The organism is Roseococcus suduntuyensis (assembly GCF_014196305.1).
GTDB classification, from domain to species: domain Bacteria; phylum Pseudomonadota; class Alphaproteobacteria; order Acetobacterales; family Acetobacteraceae; genus Roseococcus; species Roseococcus suduntuyensis.
In genome coordinates this window covers 338,545-360,030 of record NZ_JACIDJ010000002.1, presented here as the reverse complement: position 1 = coordinate 360,030, position 21,486 = coordinate 338,545, and the positions used below count along the sequence as shown (strand labels likewise).

At 69.4% G+C, this 21,486-nt stretch carries 20 protein-coding genes and 2 tRNA genes; 3 read left to right on the top strand and 19 right to left on the bottom strand.

The genetic code is table 11. The features are described from left to right. Positions 1-22 precede the first annotated feature (22 nt). The 14 genes from GGQ83_RS08165 to GGQ83_RS08100 all read right to left on the bottom strand — a co-directional run bounded on the left by GGQ83_RS08165 (position 23) and on the right by GGQ83_RS08100 (position 14,275). Positions 23-1,132 (bottom strand): ABC transporter ATP-binding protein, encoded by a 1,110-nt coding sequence (locus tag GGQ83_RS08165; RefSeq protein ID WP_260170503.1) that lies wholly within the window; start codon positions 1,130-1,132, stop codon positions 23-25. A gap of 5 nt (positions 1,133-1,137) precedes the next feature. After that, complete coding sequence (locus GGQ83_RS08160) at positions 1,138-2,679, bottom strand: amidohydrolase family protein (protein WP_184383282.1); 1,542 nt, start codon at positions 2,677-2,679, stop codon at positions 1,138-1,140. A 10-nt stretch (positions 2,680-2,689) separates the two neighbouring features. Beyond that, on the bottom strand, positions 2,690-3,781 hold the full coding sequence (locus tag GGQ83_RS08155) for an isopenicillin N synthase family dioxygenase (protein ID WP_184383281.1): 1,092 nt from the start codon (positions 3,779-3,781) through the stop codon (positions 2,690-2,692). A 28-nt stretch (positions 3,782-3,809) separates the two neighbouring features. Next, positions 3,810-4,934 carry an extracellular solute-binding protein gene (locus tag GGQ83_RS08150; protein WP_184383280.1) on the bottom strand — a complete coding sequence of 375 codons (1,125 nt, stop codon included), beginning with the start codon at positions 4,932-4,934 and terminating at the stop codon, positions 3,810-3,812. Positions 4,935-4,956: 22 nt separating this feature from the next. Then, the gene (locus GGQ83_RS08145) at positions 4,957-5,757 is read right to left on the bottom strand and encodes an ABC transporter permease (protein WP_184383279.1); all 801 of its coding nucleotides are present in this window, start codon (positions 5,755-5,757) and stop codon (positions 4,957-4,959) included. Beyond that, a complete protein-coding gene (locus GGQ83_RS08140) occupies positions 5,757-6,560 on the bottom strand; it encodes an ABC transporter permease (protein WP_184383647.1) in 804 nt (267 codons plus the stop codon). The genes GGQ83_RS08145 and GGQ83_RS08140 overlap by 1 nt, the downstream gene beginning before the upstream one ends. 246 nt (positions 6,561-6,806) lie before the next feature. Beyond that, positions 6,807-8,156, bottom strand: coding sequence for an amidohydrolase family protein (locus GGQ83_RS08135; protein WP_184383278.1), 1,350 nt, complete (start codon positions 8,154-8,156; stop codon positions 6,807-6,809). Then, positions 8,146-8,919 carry an amino acid ABC transporter ATP-binding protein gene (locus GGQ83_RS08130; protein WP_184383277.1) on the bottom strand — a complete coding sequence of 258 codons (774 nt, stop codon included), beginning with the start codon at positions 8,917-8,919 and terminating at the stop codon, positions 8,146-8,148. The genes GGQ83_RS08135 and GGQ83_RS08130 overlap by 11 nt, the downstream gene beginning before the upstream one ends. Continuing rightward, the gene (locus tag GGQ83_RS08125) at positions 8,913-9,566 is read right to left on the bottom strand and encodes an amino acid ABC transporter permease (protein ID WP_184383276.1); all 654 of its coding nucleotides are present in this window, start codon (positions 9,564-9,566) and stop codon (positions 8,913-8,915) included. The genes GGQ83_RS08130 and GGQ83_RS08125 overlap by 7 nt, the downstream gene beginning before the upstream one ends. Before the next feature lie 16 nt (positions 9,567-9,582). Further along, on the bottom strand, positions 9,583-10,419 hold the full coding sequence (locus tag GGQ83_RS08120) for a transporter substrate-binding domain-containing protein (protein WP_184383275.1): 837 nt from the start codon (positions 10,417-10,419) through the stop codon (positions 9,583-9,585). A 147-nt stretch (positions 10,420-10,566) separates the two neighbouring features. Next, complete coding sequence (locus GGQ83_RS08115) at positions 10,567-11,328, bottom strand: ABC transporter permease (RefSeq protein WP_184383274.1); 762 nt, start codon at positions 11,326-11,328, stop codon at positions 10,567-10,569. 26 nt (positions 11,329-11,354) lie between these two features. Next, positions 11,355-12,215, bottom strand: a complete 861-nt coding sequence (locus tag GGQ83_RS08110) for an ABC transporter permease (protein ID WP_184383273.1) — start codon at positions 12,213-12,215, stop codon at positions 11,355-11,357. Further along, positions 12,212-13,252: an ABC transporter ATP-binding protein gene (locus GGQ83_RS08105; RefSeq protein ID WP_184383272.1), complete on the bottom strand. Its 1,041-nt coding sequence runs from the start codon at positions 13,250-13,252 to the stop codon at positions 12,212-12,214. The genes GGQ83_RS08110 and GGQ83_RS08105 overlap by 4 nt, the downstream gene beginning before the upstream one ends. A 6-nt stretch (positions 13,253-13,258) precedes the next feature. Then, the gene (locus GGQ83_RS08100; protein WP_184383271.1) at positions 13,259-14,275 is read right to left on the bottom strand and encodes an extracellular solute-binding protein; all 1,017 of its coding nucleotides are present in this window, start codon (positions 14,273-14,275) and stop codon (positions 13,259-13,261) included. A gap of 140 nt (positions 14,276-14,415) precedes the next feature. Between GGQ83_RS08100 and GGQ83_RS08095 the strand changes: the two genes are divergently transcribed. Then, positions 14,416-15,867 (top strand): amidohydrolase family protein, encoded by a 1,452-nt coding sequence (locus GGQ83_RS08095; RefSeq protein ID WP_184383270.1) that lies wholly within the window; start codon positions 14,416-14,418, stop codon positions 15,865-15,867. 465 nt (positions 15,868-16,332) lie between these two features. Here the strand turns inward: GGQ83_RS08095 and GGQ83_RS08090 are convergent, their stop codons facing one another. From GGQ83_RS08090 to GGQ83_RS08070, 5 genes are all read right to left on the bottom strand, one after another. Next, the gene (locus GGQ83_RS08090) at positions 16,333-16,626 is read right to left on the bottom strand and encodes a hypothetical protein (protein ID WP_311727600.1); all 294 of its coding nucleotides are present in this window, start codon (positions 16,624-16,626) and stop codon (positions 16,333-16,335) included. A gap of 98 nt (positions 16,627-16,724) precedes the next feature. Continuing rightward, a complete protein-coding gene (locus GGQ83_RS08085; RefSeq protein ID WP_184383269.1) occupies positions 16,725-17,678 on the bottom strand; it encodes a glycerophosphodiester phosphodiesterase family protein in 954 nt (317 codons plus the stop codon). 124 nt (positions 17,679-17,802) lie between these two features. After that, positions 17,803-18,462 carry a glutathione S-transferase family protein gene (locus tag GGQ83_RS08080; RefSeq protein WP_184383268.1) on the bottom strand — a complete coding sequence of 220 codons (660 nt, stop codon included), beginning with the start codon at positions 18,460-18,462 and terminating at the stop codon, positions 17,803-17,805. 398 nt (positions 18,463-18,860) lie between these two features. Continuing rightward, positions 18,861-18,935: transfer RNA gene (locus GGQ83_RS08075), tRNA-Asn, on the bottom strand. 96 nt (positions 18,936-19,031) lie between these two features. Further along, a tRNA-Cys gene (locus GGQ83_RS08070) sits at positions 19,032-19,105 on the bottom strand. A 106-nt stretch (positions 19,106-19,211) separates the two neighbouring features. On the opposite strand from GGQ83_RS08070, the gene GGQ83_RS08065 reads away from it, so the two are divergent. Then, positions 19,212-19,934 (top strand): protein-L-isoaspartate O-methyltransferase family protein, encoded by a 723-nt coding sequence (locus GGQ83_RS08065; protein WP_242534914.1) that lies wholly within the window; start codon positions 19,212-19,214, stop codon positions 19,932-19,934. A gap of 90 nt (positions 19,935-20,024) precedes the next feature. Then, entirely contained in the window at positions 20,025-21,485 is a 1,461-nt protein-coding gene (locus GGQ83_RS08060) for a TolC family outer membrane protein (protein WP_184383267.1), read from the top strand. The last annotated feature ends 1 nt before the right edge of the window (position 21,486 follow it).

Genomic DNA, 21,486 nt, shown 5'->3' with positions numbered 1-21,486 from the left:
GGCGGTAGGCCGCGTTACCGCCCTACTCCCCGTCGGCAAGTGGCGTGAGGCTGTCGGGGTCCGGCACCACACGCACCGCGTCGCCCTGCACCGGGCGGGCGCCGCGGTTCAGCAACGCCACCTGGAACAACGCGCCATCCGGCAGGCGCACCGTCACGTCGAGCGTCGTGCCGTGGTAGGCGACGTCGGTCACCACGCCTTCCAGCCCAGGCCCCCCGCCCGGCGCGGCCAGCGTGGCGCGTTCAGGGCGGTGGCAGAAGGTGAAGCTGTGCGCGCCATCCGGCAGCGCCGGCGTGGCAATCTCCGTTCCCGCCAGCACCGGCCCCCCTGTGTGGAACATTCCGGCGCGCACCTCGCCATGCAGGCGCAGCAGGTTGCTGCGCCCCAGGAAGCCCGCGACGAACTGGTTCACCGGCCGGGCGTAGAGCGCCTCGGGCGGGCCGATCTGCTGGATGCGGCCATGGTTGAGGATGGCGACCTGATCGGAGAGGAACAGCGCCTCCTCCTGGTCATGCGTGACATAGATGAAGGAAAGGCCCAGCTCGCCATGCAGCCGCTTCAGCTCCTCCTGCATCTCGGCGCGCAGGCCGCGGTCCAGCGCCGAAAGCGGCTCGTCCAGCAGCAGCAGCCGCGGCGAGAACACGATGGCGCGCGCCAGTGCCACGCGCTGCTGCTGCCCGCCGGAGAGCTGGCGCGGCAGCCGCGACGACAGCCCCTCCAGGCGCACCATGGCCAGGGCGTCGGCCACGCGCCGCTCGCGCTCAGCGCGGCCCATGCCGCGGATGCTGAGGGGAAAGGCCACGTTCTCCGCCACGCTGAGGTGGGGAAACAGTGCGTAACCCTGGAACACCATGCCGAAATCCCGGCGCTCGGGCGGCAGTTCCAGGATGGAGGCGCCGTCCAGCGTGATGTCGCCCCGCCCCACCGCCTCGAAGCCCGCGATGCACATCAGCAGCGTGCTCTTGCCCGAACCACTGGGGCCGAGCAGCGTGACGAAGCTGCCCGGCCGCACGTCGAGCGAGACATCGTGCAGCACCTCCACCGCGCCATAGCTCTTGCTGACGGCGCTGATGCGCAAGCCGCCGGCCTGGGTCGCCGTGGCGTTGGCTTCGCGCGGAAGGTTCATGTCCATCCGCATCACTTCCGCGCGCTGGTGGCGTAGAAGGGCGTGGGCGCCGCGTCGGGCAGATAGCCGCGGTAGAAGTCGCGCATATAGGGCGCCACGCGGCGGGAAACGCTGCGGCGCAGCTCCTCCTCCGGTGTGCGCGGGCGGCCCGTGCGCGCGGCCAGCTCCGCCAGCGCGGCATCCTTGTCCACGCGGGTGAAGCGGCGGTCGCGGTAGATGACCTCGCCCTCCACCATCACGGTCTCCACGCCGCCCGTCTTGGCGCGCTGGACCACGGCGGAGAGCACATCCGTGTCCTCGTCCAGGAAAGGGTAGGCCAGCTGGCGCCAGTCGAGCAGCACCACATCCGCCCGGGCGCCCGGCACCAGGCGGCCGATGCTCTCACCGAAGCCGGTGGTGGCCGCGCCGTGCTCGGTGGCCATGCGGAAGACCTGGGCCGGCGTGGGGACGTCCTCCGGGTCCATGCCGGGCGTGCGGTGCTGGCGCAGCACCATGCGCATCTCCACCAGCATGTCGCGGTCGTCGTTGAGCCCCGCCTCGTCAATGCCGATGGCGACGCGCACGCCGCGCTTTTCCCAATGGTTCAGCGCGGCTACGCCCGAGCGAAGCCGCAGGTTGGAGGAGCAGTTGTGGCAGATGCGCGTGCCCGTCTCGGCCACGCGCTCCACCTCCGCCTCGGTCAGCCAGACGCCATGACCCAGCGTGCAGTGTGGCCCGAGCAGGCCCGCGCGATCGAGCTGCGCCAGGGCACCCATGCCTGCCCGCCTGTGGGCGTATTCCTTCTGATACTGCGTCTCCAGCAAATGAATGTGGTGCGGCACGCCGGTCGCCTCGCAGACCTGCCGCACGCGTTCGAGTGCCGCGTCGCTGCACCAGTGCAGGTTGGCCGGCGAGACCTGGATGGAAATGCGCGGATCATCGGCGAACTTCGCGCGTAGCGCGTCAAACAGAGAAAAGTTGTCTTCGAGTGGCACGAGCTGCCGCGCCAGCATCGGCGCCAGGTCGCGCGCCAGGTCGGGCGGGAGGCGTGCGAGAAAATCCTGGTCGGCCTCGTAGACCAGCAGGTTCTGGTCGCGGATGGTGTGCGCGTAGGAGACGCGCATGCCGATGTCCTGGTAGGCGCGCAGCGTGTCCGAGGCACCGGCCACCATGCTGTCCAGCGGCGGCGGCAGGCGGCCTTGCAGGTGCTGAACGGTGGTGATGCCGCTCTCCACCATCTCGAAGGCGGAGTAGAGCGTGTCCAGGTGCAGGTCCACCGGGCGCGCGGCGAGCCGGCTGCCGAACCACAGCTCCAGCGGCAGGTCGGGCGAACCCAGCTGCAGCGGCGTCAGCCCGACGTGGTGGTGCGCGTTCACGAAGCCGGGCATCACCACGTGCTGGTCTGACCCCAGCATGTCCGCCTGCGGGTGGCGGCGCACGAGGTCCTCGAAGCCGCCGACCTCCACCACCATGCCGTCGCGGACCAGCACCGCGCCGTGCTCAATGATCTCGGCGCGGTCCCGGTCGAGCGCGCGGCAGATCACCCATTTGCCGCGGATCAGCGTGGTGGTCATGGACGGTCCTTCAGTTCGGCGCGGGCGCGGAGGGCCAGACGCGGCTGTAGAGGAAGCGCAGCGCCTCACCCGACTTCATCTCGTCGAACTTCGGCGGGTTGTCGGCGTCCACGCAGGTGGGCAGCGGGCGGATGATGGTGTGGTAGTCCGGGTTGGCGAAGACACCGACCGAGAAGCGCTCGCGCCCATAGCGGTTCACCACGCGGTGCAGCGTGGAGGCGTAGCGGTGGTTGGTCCACATCTTCATGCTGTCACCGATGTTGATGACGAAGCTGTTCTCCACCGGTGGCACCACGAGCCATTCGCCCGAGCGGCTCTTGATCTCGAGGCCGCCCACATCGTCCTGCTGCAACATGGTGAAGCCGCCGGCGTCGCAATGGGCACGGCTGTCGCCGCCCTCCAGCGCGTCGATGTCCTCCTTGTGCGGCAAATAGTGAAGCAGGCGCAGCTGGATCAGCGGCTTCTTGTAGAACTGCGCGAAGTAGTCGGCCGGCATGCCCAGGCCGCGCGCAAACAGGCTCGCCATCAGCCCCGCGAAGCCCACCATGGTGGTGTGGTAGCCCAGCACCGCCTCCTTGAAGCCCGGCAGGTCGGCCGGCCACTGGTTGGGGCCGTGCAGCGGCGTGCCGGCGCCCACGTCCGCATCGTCGGGCGCGGGCTCGGCCGCAACCTGGAAGGCCTCGTTGCGGTTGGGCTTGCGCGCCTTCAGCTTCTCGCCGGTGATGTGCTGCTGGAAGCCGGGCACGGCGGCGCCCGCGAAGTTGCGCTGGTCGGCCCCCTGGTCCATCGGCAGGAAGCCGCGGAAGTTGCGGGAATTGCCCATCCAGCTCTTCATCTTCTCGGCCTCGGGCAGGGCGAAGAAGCGCGCCGCCTGATGGAAGATGTCCTTGATCTGCGCGGCCGGCACCGGGTGGTTCACCACCGTCAGGAAGCCGATCTCGCGGCAGGCGGCATCCACCTCGCGCGCCACCGCCTCGATGGCCGAGGCGTTGCCGCCGGCCAGCGGGGCGAAGTCGATCACCGGCAGTTCATTGGGCGTGGCCCAGCGCGCGAAGGCGGGCGCGGCGGGCCCGGATGCGGCCTCGGTGACGTTGGATGACATGGCGGTTCCTCCTCTTTGCGGGTGGGGTTCAGGACGAGATGGCGTCGAGATATTGCTGCAGGGCGTTGGTCGCGTGCTCGGCGTACCAGGCGACGCCGCCGGGCAGCATGCGCGCGTAGTTCTCTTCGCGGCCGGGGTCGAGCGGGCGCAGATCCTCGGGCAGGGCCGCGGAGGCGGCGGGGTTCACCGGGCCGTAGCCGTTGCTGCGCAGCAGCTCGATCTGGCGCTGCGGTTCCTGCGTGGAGGCGATGAATTCCCAGATGGCGCGGCCACCTTGCGCGCCCTTCGGCACCATCCAGGCCGCAACCCAGACGATGCCCTCGTTGAAGGTGTAGTCGCACACGCCGTTGGTGTCGTTCTTCAGTGGCCAGGACCGCGTATTGAGCAGCAGGCCCAGCTGCACCTCGTTGTCGCGGAAGGCCGCCTGCCCCTCGGCGATGGCATTGTAGTAGATGGTCTGGTTCTTGATGGCCTTGTGGCCGTCCAGCGCGCGCTTCATGTCGATGGGATAGATGCTCTCCTTCGCCACGCCATCGGCCATCAGCGCCGCCTCCAGCGCGCCGTCGATGGTGCGGCGGAAGGCGCGGCGGCCGGGGAAGCCGCGCAGATCCCATACGTCCTTCCAGGTGGTGGGCACGCGCCCGCCCCAGCGGCGCGTGTTGTAGGTCAGCACATGGGCATAGGTGTAATTGCCGATGCCCCACTGGTTGGCATGCTCCGGCCGCACCTTGGAGCGGTCCACGATGGCGTAGTCGATGTCCTCCAGGATGTTCTCGCGGCCGAGTTCCAGCGCAGTGTGCAGGTTGCGGTCCATCACGTCCCAGGTGACGCGGCCGCTCTGCACCATCAGCCGGATGCGGCCGGAGGAAGGGCCGGTGCCGTCGATCGCCACGCGGCGGCCGGGGTTGGCGCGGATGTAGGGCTCGACGAAATGCGCGCGCATGCCGCGCACCGCATCACCGCCCCAGTTCACCAGCACCAGCTCGCGGTTCGTGCCCTGGGCGGCGGCGGGCGTCAGCCGCGCCAACCCCGCGGGCATGCCGATGGCCGCGCAGATAGCAAGGAAGCCTCGGCGGTCGATGACACGGCCTTCCGTGCGCTCGCGGAAGTGGTCCAGTGCGTCGAGGTGGTCCTGGGCGGGCTCCTGGGTCATCGCGGGGTCTCTCCTTGGGGGATCAGGTGTCGCGCGCGGCGCGGAACTGGCGGCGGCGGCGCAGGCCGAGCTCCACCAACAGCACTGCCAGCGTGAAGAGGATGAGGGCGGAGGCGACGGCGGCGATGGCGGGGTCGAGGTTCTCGTTGATCCCGTCCCAGATCAGCTGCGGCAGCGTGAAAAGCTCCCGCCCGCCGATGAAGATGACGATGATCAGCTCGTCCCAGGAATGGATGAAGGCGAAGATGCCGCCCGAGAGGATGCCCGGGATGATGTTCGGCACGATCACCCGCGTGAGCGTCTGTGGCACGCTCGCGCCCAGGCTGCGCGCCGCGCGCTCCAGCGCCGGGTCGAGGTTGGCGAGCGAGGCCGTCACCGTCAGCACCACATAGGGCAGGCCGGTCACCGCATGGGCGAGGATGACGCCCAGCATGGTGCCGATGAGGTCCAACTCCACGTAGAAGCGGTAGATGCCCAGCGCGTAGACGATGGTCGGGATCATCAGCGGCAGGATCATGGCCGAGCGCACCATGTCGGTCAGGCGCGAGCCCAGGCGCCAGCAGCCGATGGCGCAAGCCGTTCCAGCCGCCAGCGCCAGGGCGGTGGACAGGGACGCGATCAGCACGCTTTCCCTGATGCCACTTAGCCACACCGGGTCTGTGAACAGGGTTTGCCAATGCTGCCAGGACACGCCGCCGCTGGGCAGCGACAGGTAGCGGTTGGGCGTGAGCGAGACCGGGAACACGACGAAGGCCGGCAGCACCAGGAAGGCCAGGATCAACCCGGCCAGCACCCGGCGCAGCGCCCCGCCATCCTGCGCCATCAGGCGGGCCCGAACAGGCGCTTCACGTCCAGCACCCGCGACATGAGCCACATGATGCCCATGACGCTGATACCAAGCGTGGTGGCGAGCATGGTGCCCAGCCCCCAGCGCAGCGTCTCGTTGATCTGCAGCGCGACGTATTCCGCGATCATCAGCGTGCGGCCGCCGCCCAGGATGGCGGGCGTCACGTAGAAGCCGAGCGAGATGATGAAGACGAGGACGGTGGCGCCGAGGATGCCTGGCCGCGTCATCGGCAGGAACACGCGAAGGAAGGCCGCAACCGGTCCTGCGCCCAGGCCGCGCGCCGCCGTCATCAGCCTGAGGTCGATGCCGCGCATGTTCGCGTAGAGGGTGAGGATGGCGTAGGGCAGCATGGCGTGGACCATGCCGATGAGCACGCCCGTCTCGTTGCGGACGAGCATCAGCGGCTCCTCGATCAGGCCTGTGCCGCGCAGCGCGGTGTTGAGGACGCCCTCGCTGCGCAGGAGAGTGATCCAGGCGAAGCTGCGCACCAGCACGGAGATCCAGAAGGGGAACAGCACGCAGAACAGCATCCAGCGCTGCGCGCCCTCCGACGCCATGCGCATGGCATAGGCGACGATGTACCCGAGGATGAGCGTGATGAGTGTGGTCAGCACCGCGATGCGCCCGGTGGTCCAGAGCGCCCGCTGTACCGAGGCGCTGGTCAGCAGCAGTTCGTAGTTGCCGAGCCCTGGGCGCGGCTCCGTCACGCTGATGAGCACCACGCCGAACAGCGGCAGCACGTAGAGACCAAGTAGGAGCACCAGCGCCGGTGCGAGCATGAGCACGTAGAAGCCGCGAAAGCCGCGCCGCGGTTGTGCGGCGAAGGTGGTGCTTGCGGCACTCAATGTCGGGAGCCTGGAGCTGGCCGATGGCGCGAAGGATCCATGGCCAAAGTAGTTCACGCCCTGCCTGATCGTATCAAGGCCAAAAGTAGAAAAATGCACAAAAAATAGGATGTCTTACCATGCACCGCACGCTGCATGTGCAATTGATAAAATAGCATGCAGATACGGGATGCCGCGACGTCAGATGCTGGCGCGGGCACGCGCCCACAAGGCGGCGGCGGCATCCCCGCCTGCCCGCATCACCTCCTCCATGTCGCAGCGTGTGGGTCTTCCGTCCTCGACCACGACCTCGCCCTCCACGACCACATGGCTGACGTCGCGCCCCATGCCGGTGTGCACCATGGTTCCCAGAGGGTCATTGTGCGGCACCAGATGCGGGCGGCGCAGGTCCAGCGCCACGCAATCGGCGCGGAAGCCCGGCGCGATGCGGCCGATCTCCGCCTCCATGCCCATGGCCGCGGCGCCGCCGGCGGTGGCGGCGTGCAGCATGTGCTCGGGCTGCCAGCCATCCTCCACCGCGCCTGTCTGCACCCGGCCCATGCACAGCGCCCAACGCAGCACCTCGACCATGTCGGCGTGCATGTTGTCAGTGGCGAGCGTGAGGCGCGCACCGGCCTCCACCAAGCGCCGCGTGGGCGCGATGGTGCCGCCCGTCGCATTGCCCTTGGGGATGTGCGCAACATGGACGCCCGCGGCGCCGATACGGGCGATGTCACTGTCGGTCAGGTGGATGCAATGCGCGGCGACCAGGCGGTCGTTCAGCAGTCCCACGCTCTCCAGCAATTCGGGCGGGGTGCAGCCGTCGCGCTCACGGATGCGCGCGACCTCCACCTTGCTCTGGCTGACATGCGTCTGCACGCGCAGCCCGGTGCGCTGCGCCGCCTGCGCCACATCGCGCAGGAAGGGGGTGGAGCAGGTGTCCGGCGCGTGCGCCGCCAGCTGCACGCCGGTGCGCGCATCTGGCTTGCCATGGAAGCGCTGCGCGAGGCCCAGCGCCTGGTTCAGCGTCTGCTCGCCGATCCCGCGCTCATGCGTCCAACGGCCGCGCGAGACGCCGGAGAAATCCACGTCGTGGATGCGGTTGCAGGAGTAGACACGCAGGCCCAGATCGGCCATCGCGGGCAGGGTAAGGTCGGTGTGGACATAGGTGTCATTGATGAGGGTGGAGCCCGCCAGCATCGCCTCCAGCGCGCCCAGCCGCGCCAGCGCTACCGCCTCGTCCTCGCGCACCATATGGCCCTGCGGCACGCCGGGCGTGTAGGCGGGCGCAAAGCCCATGTCCTCCGCCACGCCGCGCACCATGCTCAGGATGGTGTGGGTGTGGACGTTGACCAGCCCCGGCACCACCAGGTGCCCCGCCAGACGCAACCGCCTTGTGGCGGTGGCGCCCAAGGGCAGGTCCGCCGCGCGGCCGACGAAAGCGAAGCGCCCGCCGGTGATGCCGAGTGCCGCGTCCTCGATGGGCGCGGCGAAGGCGTCGGGGACGAGGGTGATGCCCTCGATCAGCAGGTCGAAGGCCTCAGCGGTCATGATGCGGTTCCAGGTGGCGGAGGAAGCGGCGCAGGCGCTCGTCGCGCGGGGCGCCGAAGAGATCGTTCGGCACGCCCTGCTCCACAATGCGGCCATCGGCCATGAAGACGGCACGGTGGGCCACGCTGCGTGCGAAGCGCATCTCGTGCGTGACCACGACCATGGTCATGCCCTCGCCGGCCAGCGCGCGCATGGCGTCCAGCACCTCCTGCACCAGCTCGGGGTCGAGGGCGGAGGTGGGCTCGTCGAACAGGATGACGCGCGGGTCCATGGCCAGCGCGCGGGCGATGGCCACGCGCTGCTGCTGCCCGCCGGACAGCTGGCCCGGCCGCTTGCCCACATGCTCCGCGAGGCCGAGCCGCGTCAGCTCATGAACCGCCCGCGCCTCCGCCTCCGCGCGCCGCACGCCCAGCACGCGGCGCGGACCCAGCGCCACGTTCTGCATGGCCGTCAGGTGCGGGAACAGGTTGAAGCGCTGAAAGACGAAGCCGAAGAGGCGCCGCTGCTGCGACAGCTCCCGTTCATCGGCTGGGCGCCCGTCGCTGCGCCGGCCCAGCGTCACGTCGGCGATGCGCACCTGCCCGGTCTCGGGCGTCTCCAGCCGGTTCAGGCAGCGCAGGAAGGTCGTCTTGCCGGAGCCCGAGGCGCCGATGATGACCACCGTCTCGCCCTCGTGCACGTCGAGGTCCACATCCTCCAGAACCGTGCGCGGGCCGAAGCGCTTGGTGATGCCGCGCGCCTCCACCAGGACGGGCGTCACCATGATGGCAGCGCCGCCTCGATGCGGCGCGAGACCCAGGCCAGGGCCGAGATCAGTGCCCAATAATACAGCGCCAGCAGCAGGAAGATCTCGAAGGGCGCGAAATGCGTGGCGATGATGGCCTGCCCCGCCCGCGTCAGCTCATAGACCGAGATCACCGACAGCAGGGAGGAGTTCTTGGTCAGCGTGATGAGGTCATTGGTCAATGCCGGCAGCATGGGGCGCCAGGCCTGCGGCAGCAGCACCCACAGCAGGGCGCCGCGGCGCGTCATGCCGATGGAGAGCGCGGCCTCGCTCTGGCCCTTCTCGATGCTGCCGACGGTGCCGCGCACCACCTCCGCGATGTAGGCGCCGGCGTTCAGCGCCAGCGCCACCACGCCGGCCCAGAACTCCGGCAGGCGCACGCCCACGACGGGCAGCGCAAAGAACACCAGGAAGATCTGGATGAGCAGCGGCGTCCCGCGGATGAACTCCACATAGAAGCGGATTATGCCGCGCAGCAGCAGGCTGTTGGACAGCGAACCCAGCCCCGCCGCCAGCCCGATGACGAGCCCGAGCACGGCTGCGACCGAACTGACCTGCAGCGTCATCACCACGCCATGCGCCAGTAGCGGCGCGGCGTACTGCACCACTGCCCAATCGAAGATCATGGCCGCAGCGGGCCGGTCACGCCGCGGGTGTCGGGATGGCGTCGGGCAGGTTGAACTCCAGGCCGAACCACTTCATCTGCAGCGCCTTGAGCGAGCCATCCGCGCGCATGGCCATCAGCCGCTCGTTCAGCCAGGCCAGCACCTCGGGGTCCTCGCGGCGCAGCGCGATGCCGGCCCAGTTGTCCGCACCGATGCCGCGCACGATGCTGAAACGGCCGGGCTGGCTTCGCACCACGAAGGCGAGCGTGGGCAGCGTGTTGAGCACGCCATCCACCGTGCCTTGCATCAGAGCCAGGTAGGCCGCCGGGTGCTCGTCATAGGTGCGCACACCGCTGAAGGGCTGGCCGCCATCCGCGCGCATGCGCTCCGCGAGGCGCGGGTGAAGCGTCTCGCCGGGCGAGCCCAGCTTCACGCCCAGGCTGCGCCCGCCCATGTCGGCCAGGGTGCGGATGCGGCCCTCGTCGCGGCCGCGGATGAGCAGCGCCTGGCCGGCCTCGGCATAGGGGATGGTGAAGGCCACGCGCTCCATGCGGGCGCGGGTGTAGCTCATGGACGACATGATGATGTCGAAGCGGCCGGCATAGAGCGCGGGGATGACGCCGGACCACTGGGTGTCGATGAACTCCGCCTCGACGCCGAGGCTGCGGCACATGGTCGTGGCCAGTTCCACGTCATAGCCGGTGATGACGCCGGCATCGCGGTAGGTGAAGGGTGGATAGGTGGCCTCGCAGCCGATGCGCAGCTTTCCGTTGCGGCGGATCTGCTCGAGCGTCAGCGGGCCCGACTGCGCGGCGGCCGCGCCTGCGGCCAGTAGGAAGGGCGTGGCGAGGGCGGTGCGGCGACGAACGGACATGATGGACCTCCCGGTTGCGCTGCCTGAGTGGGGCGGAACCTCTCGCGCCTCAAGCTGTAACCGTAAGCACAATGGCGCCGCCGCACTAAAACAGCTTGCTGGATGAGCATCCATGCCCCTCGCGTAAGCAAGTCGCATTGAAGCTCGTTATCCCGCTATGCGGATTGTCCCGCGCCCGCGCAGCACGCGCCCCAGCATCAGCATCGCCCCCAATGACAGCAGCACTAGCATGACTGAGGCCGCCGCCACCGCCGGCGTCGCGGTAAATTGGATGTGCTGCATCAGCCGGAGCGGCAGCGTGTCCCCGCGCGAAAGGAACAGCGAGAGCGCCACATTATCGAAGGAGAGTAAAAAGGTGCAAATTGCGGCGGAAACGATTCCCGGCCTGATCAGCGGCAAGGTTACGCGCAAGAAGCTGCGCCATGGCCCCACGCCAAGCGAGGCCGAGGCACGGTCCAGCGCCGGGTCATATTGCGCGAAGGCGGCGAGCACGAGGTAGGCGCTGTAGGGGATGCCGACCACCGCATGGCCGAGCACGGTTGCCCAGAAGCCCGGGCGCAGCCCCAGCATGATTGCGGTGGGCAGCAGCGCCAGCCCCAGCACGATGCCGGGGATGGCCAGCGGCAGCATGATGAACGCCTGCACCCAGGCACGGCCGGCGAAGCGGCCCTGCCCTTGGGTTAGCGCCACGGCGGCGCCGGTCCCCGCGACCACCGAAATCACAGTCGCCGCGAGCGCCACCCACAGGCTGCGCGCCGCGGCATCTCGGAACTGTTCATTGCCGAGCGCATCGGCGAACCAGCGCAGGCTGAGGCCGGGCGGCGGGAATCCGATGCGCTCGCCGCTGCTGAAGGCGACGGCGATCGCGATGAGCAAGGGGCCTAGAAGGAACAGCAGCACCAGTGCCACGAATGCGCCCAGGAGCCAGGCGCTCCTCACAACGTGCGCGCCCAGGGCGCCAGGCGGCGCACCGCGAGGTTGCCCAGCCCCAGCATCAGCACGACGAGAAGCAGGGCACAGACCGCCATCGCGGCGGCCGTGGCGGTGGCGAGGTTGGTCACGGCCTCGTCATAGAGCGCGGGCGCAAGCATGCGGAAGCGCGTGGTGCCCATCAGCGTGGGCAGCACGTAATCGCTTAACACACTGGCGAAGACGAGCTGAAACCCGATGACCGCGCCGGGCAGCGATAGCGGCAGGATGATGCGCAGGATGCCCTCCCCAGGACCCGCACCGAGACTGGAAGAGGCACGCAGCAGGTCCCACGGCACGCGCTGCAGGGCATTCACCAGCGGCAGCACCATGAGCGGCAGGTAGCGGTGCAGCATGCCGACGCCCATGCCCTCCACCTCGTACAAGATGCGTAGGGGCCGGCTGCTTAGGCCCGTCGCCAGCAGCGCAGCGTTGATGAGCCCACCATCCGCGGTTATGGCGATCCAGCCCAGCACCCGCACGATCACGCTCACCAGCAGCGGCGTGTAGACGGCCCATAGCAGCACGCCGCGCCACCGGGCGGAGCAGCGAACGACCGCGTAGGCATAGGGAAAACCCACCACGAGCGCTGCGAGCCCCACCCCCGCCGCCATCCCTGCGGTGTTGAGGAAGACAGTGGCGTAAAAGGGGTCAGTCAGGACGGAGCCATAGTTTTCCAGCGTGAACACCGGCTCGACGCCGCCGCTCGGCTCATCCCTGCCCAGGCTGTTGCGTAGCAGCAAACCGAGCGGCAGGGCGAAGAAGGGCACCAGCACCAGCAGCGCCGGCGCCAGCCACAGCCATGGGGTGAGGGCGCGCAGCCTCACGCGCCCTCGGCGGTGATGTGGCAGCGCGCAGGGTCGAACTCCAGGAAGACCGATTGACCCAAGGTCAGAACAGGCGCGTCGGCCGCGGCATCCACCACCCAGCGCTGGCCGGCCAGCTCCACCACATAGCGTTCCGCCGTGCCCATGAAGGTGGCGAGCGCCACGGTGCCGGGCGCGTCCCCATGCACCGGCGTGGGGATCGGGGAAAGCCGCACATCCTCGCTGCGGAGCCGTGCCATGATGGGTCCGTCTCGCCGCTCGGGTGTGGGGAAGGCGATGCCGCCCTCGATCCGCGCCACTCCGCCGGCCACCCGGCCAGGTGCCGTGTTGGCCGTCCCGAGGAACCCGTGCACGAAGGCCGAGACCGGCTGGCCATAGACCTCCCGCGCCGGCCCCTGCTGGACGATCCGCCCGCCCTCCATCACCGCAATGCGGTCGGCCAGCGAGAAGGCCTCGCGCTGGTCATGCGTGACCAGGATGGTGGTTATGCCGAGACGCCGCAGCAGCAGCGAAAGCTCGACCTGCGTGGCCTCGCGCAGGTTGCGGTCCAGGGCGCTGAACGCCTCGTCGAGCAGGAGGAGGGCCGGCCGGGGCGCCAGCGCGCGCGCGACCGCCACTCTCTGTTTCTGCCCGCCGCTCAGCGCCGCAGGATAGCGGCCCTCCAGCCCCTCGAGCTTTAGCAGCGCGACGCATTCGGCCACGCGCGCGTCACGCTCCGCCCCGCGTAGCCGCTTCAGTCCATAGGCGATGTTGCTCGCGACCGTCATGTGCGGGAACAGCGCATAGCTTTGGAACACCACTCCGATGCCGCGCCGGTGCGCCGGCTGGTCGCCGATCGAGACGCCGTCCAGAAGCACCTCCCCTGCATCGGGCAGTTCAAATCCCGCCAGCAGGTTCAGCAGCGTGGTCTTGCCGCATCCGCTGGGGCCAAGCAGCGCGAATACCTCGCCGCGGGCAAGCGAGAAGCTGCAATCCGCGACGGCCCGCGTGGCGCCGAAGCGGCGTTCCAGCCCGCGGACCTCCAGGTGCGGAGGCATCGCCGCCTAGGACTGCACCTCGCGCTGCCACCGGCGCGACCATTCGGCGGCCCGGCTGGCGGCGAATTCTTCATCGGGGAACCACACTTTGTCGAGCGGCACGAGGAAGTTCTGCGCCGCCTCCGGCACCGTGGCGCGGCGATGGGAGGGCGCCACCAGCAGCCGCGCGGCCAGGGCGGATTGCTGCGGCTCGGCCAGGCAGAAGTCGATGTAGGCAATCGCGGCCTCGCGGTTACGGCCGTTGTTGACCAGGCAAAGGTCGTAGGGCGCGCCCACCACACCCTCGCGCGGCGAGGCGCGGACGATGTTGGGGTTGCCGCGCATCACCGGCGCGATGCGCCCGGCGAACTGGATGGCGGCCGCCACCTCGCCGCGCTCGATCATCTGCGAGCCCTGCACCGGGTCGCTGTAGAAGGTGCGGATGTTCGGCTTGATCTCGCGCAGCTTGGCAAACGCGGCGTCGATCGCGGCGGGCTGCGTGGGGTCGCCGCCCAGGGCGCGGGCGATCTGCATTACCACAAAATACACCGGCAGGGAGGCGGAGGGCATCGTGACGAGGCCCCGCAGGTCCGGCCGCCAGAGGTCGAGCCAGCTTTCGATCGGGGTCGTGACCTTGGTGCGGTCGTACATGATGTCGATGCCGTCGATCAGCATCGCCGCCCCCCAGTTGCGCGGCGCGATCGCGCCATCCACCAGGTCGCTCCGCGCGGGGTCGAGCGGCGAGAGAAAGCCCGCCCCACCCACACGCCCTGTGAATCCGCGCGAGAGCATCACGATGTCGAAGGGCGGTGCCTCCCGCTGGGCCTGCAGCTTGGTCAGCGCGGTGACGGAGTTCTCCGTCTCGTACACCACGCGCCCGAGCCGCGCGGCGGCGAAGGGCTCGGCGATGACGGAGGTGAGCGCGTTGTAGGGCCCGCCGAAATGGGTGACGCGCAGCACGGGCAGTTCCTGGGCCAGCACCGCCGGCGCCGCCAGCGCGCCTGCCCCCAGCAGCACCGTGCGTCGCCCCATGGATCCCGTCATCAGTCTTTTCCCATTCGCCATACGCCGAGGATATTGGACGCCGCCCCGGGGGAGTGGCAAGCTCAACCTGCATGGTCGCTGTGCAGATACCGTCCTATCTGCCGTAATTGTGCACGAATTGCATTCCAAAGGAGCATTTCATGCCATCGCTGCTGCTGCGCAATATCGGGTGGCTCTACACCTGCGATGACCGGGACCAGGTGCTCCGCGATGCGTGGCTGCGCTGCGAGGATGGCGTGATGGTGGCGCTGGGCGCCGAGCCCTGTCCCTGCCCGGACGCCGATGACGTCCGGGAGATGGCGGGGTGCATCGTGCTGCCCGGCCTGATCAACATGCATCACCACTTCTTCCAGCAGGTGACGCGCGCCACGCCACATGCGCAGCGTGCCGTCACGCTGGAATGGCTGTTCGGCATGTATCCGCTGTGGTCCGAACTGGACGCGGACTGCCTGCACTGGGCGACGCTTGCCGCGGGTGCCGAGATGCTGCTGACCGGCGCGACCACCTCGGTGGACCACTCCTACCTACTGCCTGGCGCGGGAAGCGAGATGATGGAGGCCGAGATCGGCGCGGCGCGCGAGCTCGGCCTGCGGCTACACCTGGTTCGCAGCTGCATGCCCACCATCGAAGGCGACCTCGCCACGCGGCTCAGGCCGATCATGGGCGAGAAGATGGAGGCAATGCTCGACAAGGCCGAGACATTGTTTCCACGCATCGAGCGTGATCTCGCCCGGTTCCACGATGCCTCGCGCCACTCCATGCTTCGGCTCGACCTCGGGCCCACCGTGATCACCTACGCCATGCCGGAAATGATGCGCCGCTTCGGCGAGATGGCAGCCGCCAACGATCTGGGCCTGCACGCCCACTTCCTTCCGCGCGAGATCGAGCGCGCGCTCTGTCGCCAGCATAACGGGATGGAGACAGTGGATTTCCTGCGCAGCGTGGGCTGGCTGACGCCGCGTAGCTGGTTCGCGCACAGCGTCTCGCTTGACGACGCCGAGATTGCGGGGCTGGGTGCGGCCGGCTGCGGCGTGGCGCATTGTCCCCGCACGGCCGTCCGCCTCGGCTACCCGGTGCCGCGCATCGCCGCGATGCGCCAGGCCGGCATTGCGGTCACCATCGGCATCGATGGCGGCGCCAGCAATGATGACGGCTCGATGCTCGGCGACATGCGGCTGGGCCTGCTCTACCACCGCACGAATGCGGGGGCGGAGACGGTGCCGCTGCGCGACTGGCTGAAGCCCTACGACCTGCTGCTGATGTGCACGCGGGTGGCAGCCGGCGTTCTGAACCGGCCGGAGCTCGGCCACCTCGCGCCCGGCATGGCGGCCGATATCGCGGCCTTCGACCTGCGGCGCGCCGCCTATGCCGGGGCGATGCTGGACCCGCTGGGCGCGCTGCTAATGTGCGGGGCCGACAGCAGCGCCAAGTTGACCGTGGTGGCGGGACGCGTGGTGGTGGCCGATGGCCGGCTGCTGAGCGCCGATGAGGGCCGCATCGTGGACGGCACCAACGCCGCAATGGAGAGCCTGACGCAGCGCGCCACACGATCCACGGGGCTGGATTTCCGAAATTATCCAGAAGGGGGCTGACCAAACGCTGAACTTGAGCGTTCGCAGGCTCGGGCGAAGGTCGGAAGCGCGCCTGCGGCGTAGCATCGACGAAAGCAATCCTGTCACCAATGTCGCTACGCGCGCGTGAGACACATAGCGAAATTGCCCTTGTTTTTCATATATCCCAGACGAAGCGAATTCCCCGCACGTGTGCGCGTAGCAGCATCGGTGACAACTGAGGCTTGCCCGGCCTGTTAGGACAATCTCGCTACCGATCGCTGCCGATGAGGAAGGCAAAGACCGTGTAGCTAAGCCGCAAATGCGGCGGCTACCGTAAGATCAACGTTTAGACGGCCGCGCAATCTCGCTCATGACGATCATGGCAGGGGTGGCATGAGTCGCGGCCTGACCGGTGGAGGTGTGGCCGCCGTGGCGAAACTGTAATCTAGCTGCTTGTTCCAGCGCAGCGGTAACGGCTCCATCAGCGCCGGCAGCGTCATCCCCTCAGGTTGCCGCCCGTCCAGGATGGCCTCCACGATCTCCGGCTGCCAGCAGCGTCAGGCGCGGCAAGCGGGACACGTAGGACGAGTTGATCATCTCTGCGGCCGCCAGTTCGTCGATTGTGCCATAGCGCCCCGCCTCCATCATGCGCCGCCACCGGAACGCCCGGGCCAATGCCTTCACCAACGTGATGTCCGCAGCCGAGGAGCCCCGGTTCGTGGTGCTGACCGGCGTCAGCACCAGCTTCCGCCCGCCCCGCTGCTTCCGGGCCGCCAGCGGCACCCGCACGGTCAGCATCTGCGAGGTGCAACTCCGTCCGAGTGTTGCGGCTTGAAGGACCCGTTCGTCGCGCTGATGCTGTGCAGCGGCTTTGGCGGGGCTGCCGCGCCACAGTATCAGTCGCGGCGGCGCCGCACCGGGGCGATCCACTCCCGCGGCGGGACACCGGGCAGCGCCTGCTCGCGCTGGGCGATCGCCGTGTCGGGCGCGTTCGTAAACACCCCATCCACGCCGTTGCGGAACATCAGGGCGTGCAAGTCCGGGTTGGCGTTGGAGAGGGTGTAGACATGCACGAACAGACCCGCCGCCCGCAGCCGGTGCAGGCACTCCGCATTTGCCCGGGCCGCCTGCATGCCGACGCCATCCGCACGCGCGGCGATCGCCGCGGTATCGGCCTCGGACGGGCATTGCGGGGAGAGCTGCACCACCGGCAGCGATGATCCGCGCCCGAGATAGGCCACCACCTCGGGGTCGAAGGATTGCAGGATGACGTTGCCGCGGCTTCCGTCGAACAGCCCGCCATGGCGGGGATGCGCGAGCTCGGCCAGCATGGCATCCGCCAGGGCGCGGTTGTAGGTGTTGAGACCCCCGCCGATCGTCTTCACCTCCGGATAGACGCCCACGATGCGCCCGGTGGAGGCGTGGAGCGCGCGCAACTCGTCCAGCACCTCGGCGAAGCTCGGCACCAACAGGCCCGTGGGGCCGGCCCCAAGCGGCGCATAGGCGGCGCCCCCGCGCGAGGTGGCCTGCAGGCCGCGCAGCTGTTCGAAGGTGATCTGGTCGATGTTGCTCGGCAGGGTGGGGTGGGCGGCGATGTTCGTGGTCAGCGCCAGGGCGCGGTCATGCCGCGCCACCGCGATGCCATCCGCGGTCAGCAGCAGGTCGGGCTCGATGAAATCGGCGCCCTGGCGGATGGCGAGGCGATAGGCCTCCATCGTGTGCTCCGGCAGATACTGGCTGGCGCCGCGATGGGCGATGACCAGAGGGCGCTCGATGGCCGGCTGGGCCGCGGCGGTGCAGGTGAGTGCGACGAACAGCGCCAGGGCGAGACTGGAAAGGTGCTTGGGCATGGCGTGTCCTGGGCCTTGTTCTGGCGCTTGTCTTGCAAGCCCAGCATAGCCCGGGGGCAGCGCCTGCGCCAATTGGCGCCGCCTGGCGTCATCCTCCGCCTCTGACTGTCCATCCAGCGTGGCGCTACGCGGGAAGCTCCGCCTCGCTGGTGGCGAAGTCCATGTCGGGCTGGCCGGGAAACAGCGGCTGGTAGCCCGGCCACTGCCGGATGCGGTCCACCCAGGCGTTCGTGGCGGGATAGGCATCGAGCGAGATGCCGCCCATCGGCGCGAAGCGCGTGTAGGGGTAGAGCGCCAGGTCGGCGATGCTGGGGTGGTCGGCCGTGATGAGCCATCCCGAGGGTCCGGCGCCGGCGAGTTGGCGTTCCAGCAGGGCCAGGGCATGGCGCGCCTGTGCCGACCAGGACAGGATCCGCGGCTCGCCCGGGTCGGCATCCCGGTGCAGCGCCAGGCGCAGCCGGAGCTGGGCCAGCGGTGGCATATGCCGCTCCTGCTCGAAGGACATCCAGGCGAGCGCCTGCGCCTGGGCGAAGGGGTTGGTGGGCCACCAGGGCGTGTCCCGCGCCAGGAACTGCAGGCTGGCGGCGGATTCCGCGAGGAGGCGGCCATCCTCCAGCTCGAGCGCGGGCACCTGCCCGAACGGGAATTTCTGCAGGAAGCCCGGATCGCGCAGATCGCCCCGGTCTATCGACAGCGTCCGGCGCCGGAGCGGCAGGCCCAGGAACCCCGCCAGCAGCCGGACCTTCCAGGCATTTCCCGAGCGGCGCGTGTCGTAGAGGATCATGGTCGGCCCCTGGAGCTGCGATGCGTCGCTTCCGCATGATGGCGCGGGCTGGAACGCTATCGCTGCCCCGCGGGTCGGAGCAAGGCAGTGGCCCGGCGTGGCCTTCGAGCCTTCGGCTGGCGGACGGTCGCTCTCCCGGCGGGAGCCGCGTGCCCGAGCCGGTCGGGGGTCACGACCACCCACTCGCCTTGATCACACGCAGTGTGCTCCCGTGGGCGCGATCAGCTTGCCCCGTACGCGGCAGCCGAGGAGCCGGCAGAACGCCAACCGCTCCATTCATGGCACGCACCCGGTCAACTGACACATCCGCGGCCGCGTATGAGCCAGGCCGGCAACAGAGCCTCGACTTGTGGGCTGGGAGAAGGGCGGGCTGCAAACCCGCAGAAAACCTGGCATGATGGCTCCGGCGGTAGGATTCGAACCTACGACCAACGGATTAACAGTCCGCTGCGCTACCGCTGCGCCACGCCGGATCATGCGGTGGCGGGCTGATACCAGAGGCCGCCCGGTCCCGCAACCACACCCCCCGGCCTTCCTGTGCGGAAAGCGACAAGGAGGATAGGGTGCGCTGGAGGTCCGGGGCGGAATTGAACCGCCGTAGAGGGTTTTGCAGACCCTTGCCTGACCACTCGGCCACCGGACCCCATGCGGGCGCTGTATCGAATGCCCGGCGCCCGGGGTCAAGCGTCCCGGCTTTCCGCGCCGCGCGCAGGCCCGTATAACCGCCGCCGGAAAGGCAGGATGTGACGATGAACGCGCAGACCCAGGCGGAACAGGCAGGGCTTCCCGCAGGCATGGAGGCGCGTCCGCACGACCACGCGGCGGCGCGCCGGCTGATGGTGCTGGGGCAGATCACTCCCAATGGCGTGATCGACCCGCTGCTGATCGAGGCCCTGCGCGAGGTCCCGCGCGAGGCCTTCCTGCCCCCCGCGCTCGCCGTGCGCGCCTATGCCGACGAACACCTGGCGCTGGGCGGCGGACGCGTGATGCTCTCGCCCATGGTGCTGGCGCGGATGATCCAGCTGACCATGCCCCAGCCCGGTGAACGCGCCCTCGTGCTCGGCGCTGGCGTGGGCTATGGCGCGGCCGTGCTGGCGCGGATGGGGCTGTCCGTCACCGCCATCGAATCCGACGCCCGGCTGGGTGACGCGGCGCGGCGCGGCTTCGCGGCCGCGGGCCTTGCCACGGCGCCGGAATGGATCGAGGGCGCCCCCGCCGCGGGAATGCCTGGCGGTGCCCCCTGGCGCCTCATCCTGATCGAGGGCGCGGTGGCGGCACTTCCCGAGGCGCTGACCAACCAGCTGGGCGAGGGCGGGCGGCTTGCCCTGCTGCGTGCCGGCGAGGCGGGCGGCCCTGTGGCGCGTGGCGTGCTGCTACGTCGGGCCGGTGGGGGCTTGAGCGAAAGCTGGGCCTTCGAGACCGCCTCCCACCCCCTGCCGGACTTCGCCGCCCCGCCGCGCTTTAACTTCTGAAAAAGTCGTCATGTCTACTTGCCTCGACTGACGGTTGAGGCAGATTCGTCAGAGTGGCGCGGCGTTTCGCGCCGGTTTAGTGTGCGCCGCATGTCCGACCGCACGCTCCGCCCCCTTCCGGCGCACCTTGCCGCACGCCCGCAGCACTCCCTGGCCCGCGCCGCACGACCGCGAATCGGCTGGGCGGCCGCCACCCTGGCCCTGGCCGGGGCATGGTTGCTGGCCACCCCCGCCTCGGCGCAGACCCTGCAGGAGGCGCTGGCCCGCGCCTACAGCAACAACCCCACCTTGCTCGCCGCCCGCGCCCAGCTGCGCGCCGTGGACGAAAACGTGCCCCAGGCCCTGGCCGGCTGGCGGCCCACCGTGGTTCTCAGCGGCTCCGTCGGCACCGCCCAGACTCGGGTGGACCAGCAGGGCCGCTCCACCACCGTGGAACGCTCCCCCACCGCGCTGACCGCGACCGTCACCCAGCCCCTCTACCGCGGCGGGCGAACCGTGGCGCAGACGCGCCAGGCCGAGAATGGGGTGCTGGCCCAGCGCGCCCGCCTGCTGGCCACCGAGCAGCAGGTGCTGGGCGAGGCGGTGAACGCCTATATCTCCGTGATCCAGCAGGCGGAGCTGGTTCGCCTGAACATCAACAACGAGCAGGTTCTCTCCCGCCAGCTCCAGGCCACCAATGAGCGTTTCCGGGTGGGTGAGATCACCCGCACCGACGTGGCCCAGGCCGAAAGCCGGCTGGCCGGCGCGCGGACCAGCCGCACCCAGGCCGAGGGCAACCTCCAGGTGGCGCGCGCCACCTTCCAGCGCGTGGTGGGCGAGGCACCGGGCCGGCTCGTGAACCCGCAGCCGCTGCGCGTGCCCGTGACCAGCGCGACCGAGGCCCAGGCGCTGGCGGCCACCAACAACCCGACCGTGGTGGCCGCGCTTTTCGCCGCGGCCGGCGCGCGTGACAATATTGATGTGCAGATGTCCACCCTGCTGCCCACGCTCTCCGCCTCGGCCCAGGCCTTCCGGCAGGAGAACCAGCAGACGGCGGGCAACACCACCACGGGCGGCCAGGCCACGTTGAACCTCTCGGTGCCCATCTTCCAGGGCGGGGCCGAGCACGCCCTGGTGCGCCAGGCGCGCCAGACGGCGCAGCAGAGCCTGCAGCAGGTGGACGAGGCGCGGCGCCTCGTGGCGCAGCAGGCCGCCTCCAACTGGGAGAGCCTGCGCAGTGCCCGCTCCACGGTGGAGAGCGTCCGCTCGCAGATCCGCGCGGCCGAGATCGCGCTGGATGGCGTGCAGCGCGAGGCCATCGTGGGCAGCCGGACCACGCTCGACGTGCTGAACGCCGAGCAGGAATTGCTGAACGCGCGCACCAACCTCGTGAACGCGCTGGCCACCGTGATCAACGCCTCCTACGCGCTCGCCGGCTCCATCGGGCGGCTGACGGCGCAGGATCTGGGCCTTCCGGTCGAGCAATATGACATGACGGCCTATTACAACGCCGTGCGGAACCGCTGGGTGGGCCTCGGGGATTACTCCATCCCCGCGGCCGCGCGGCGCTGAC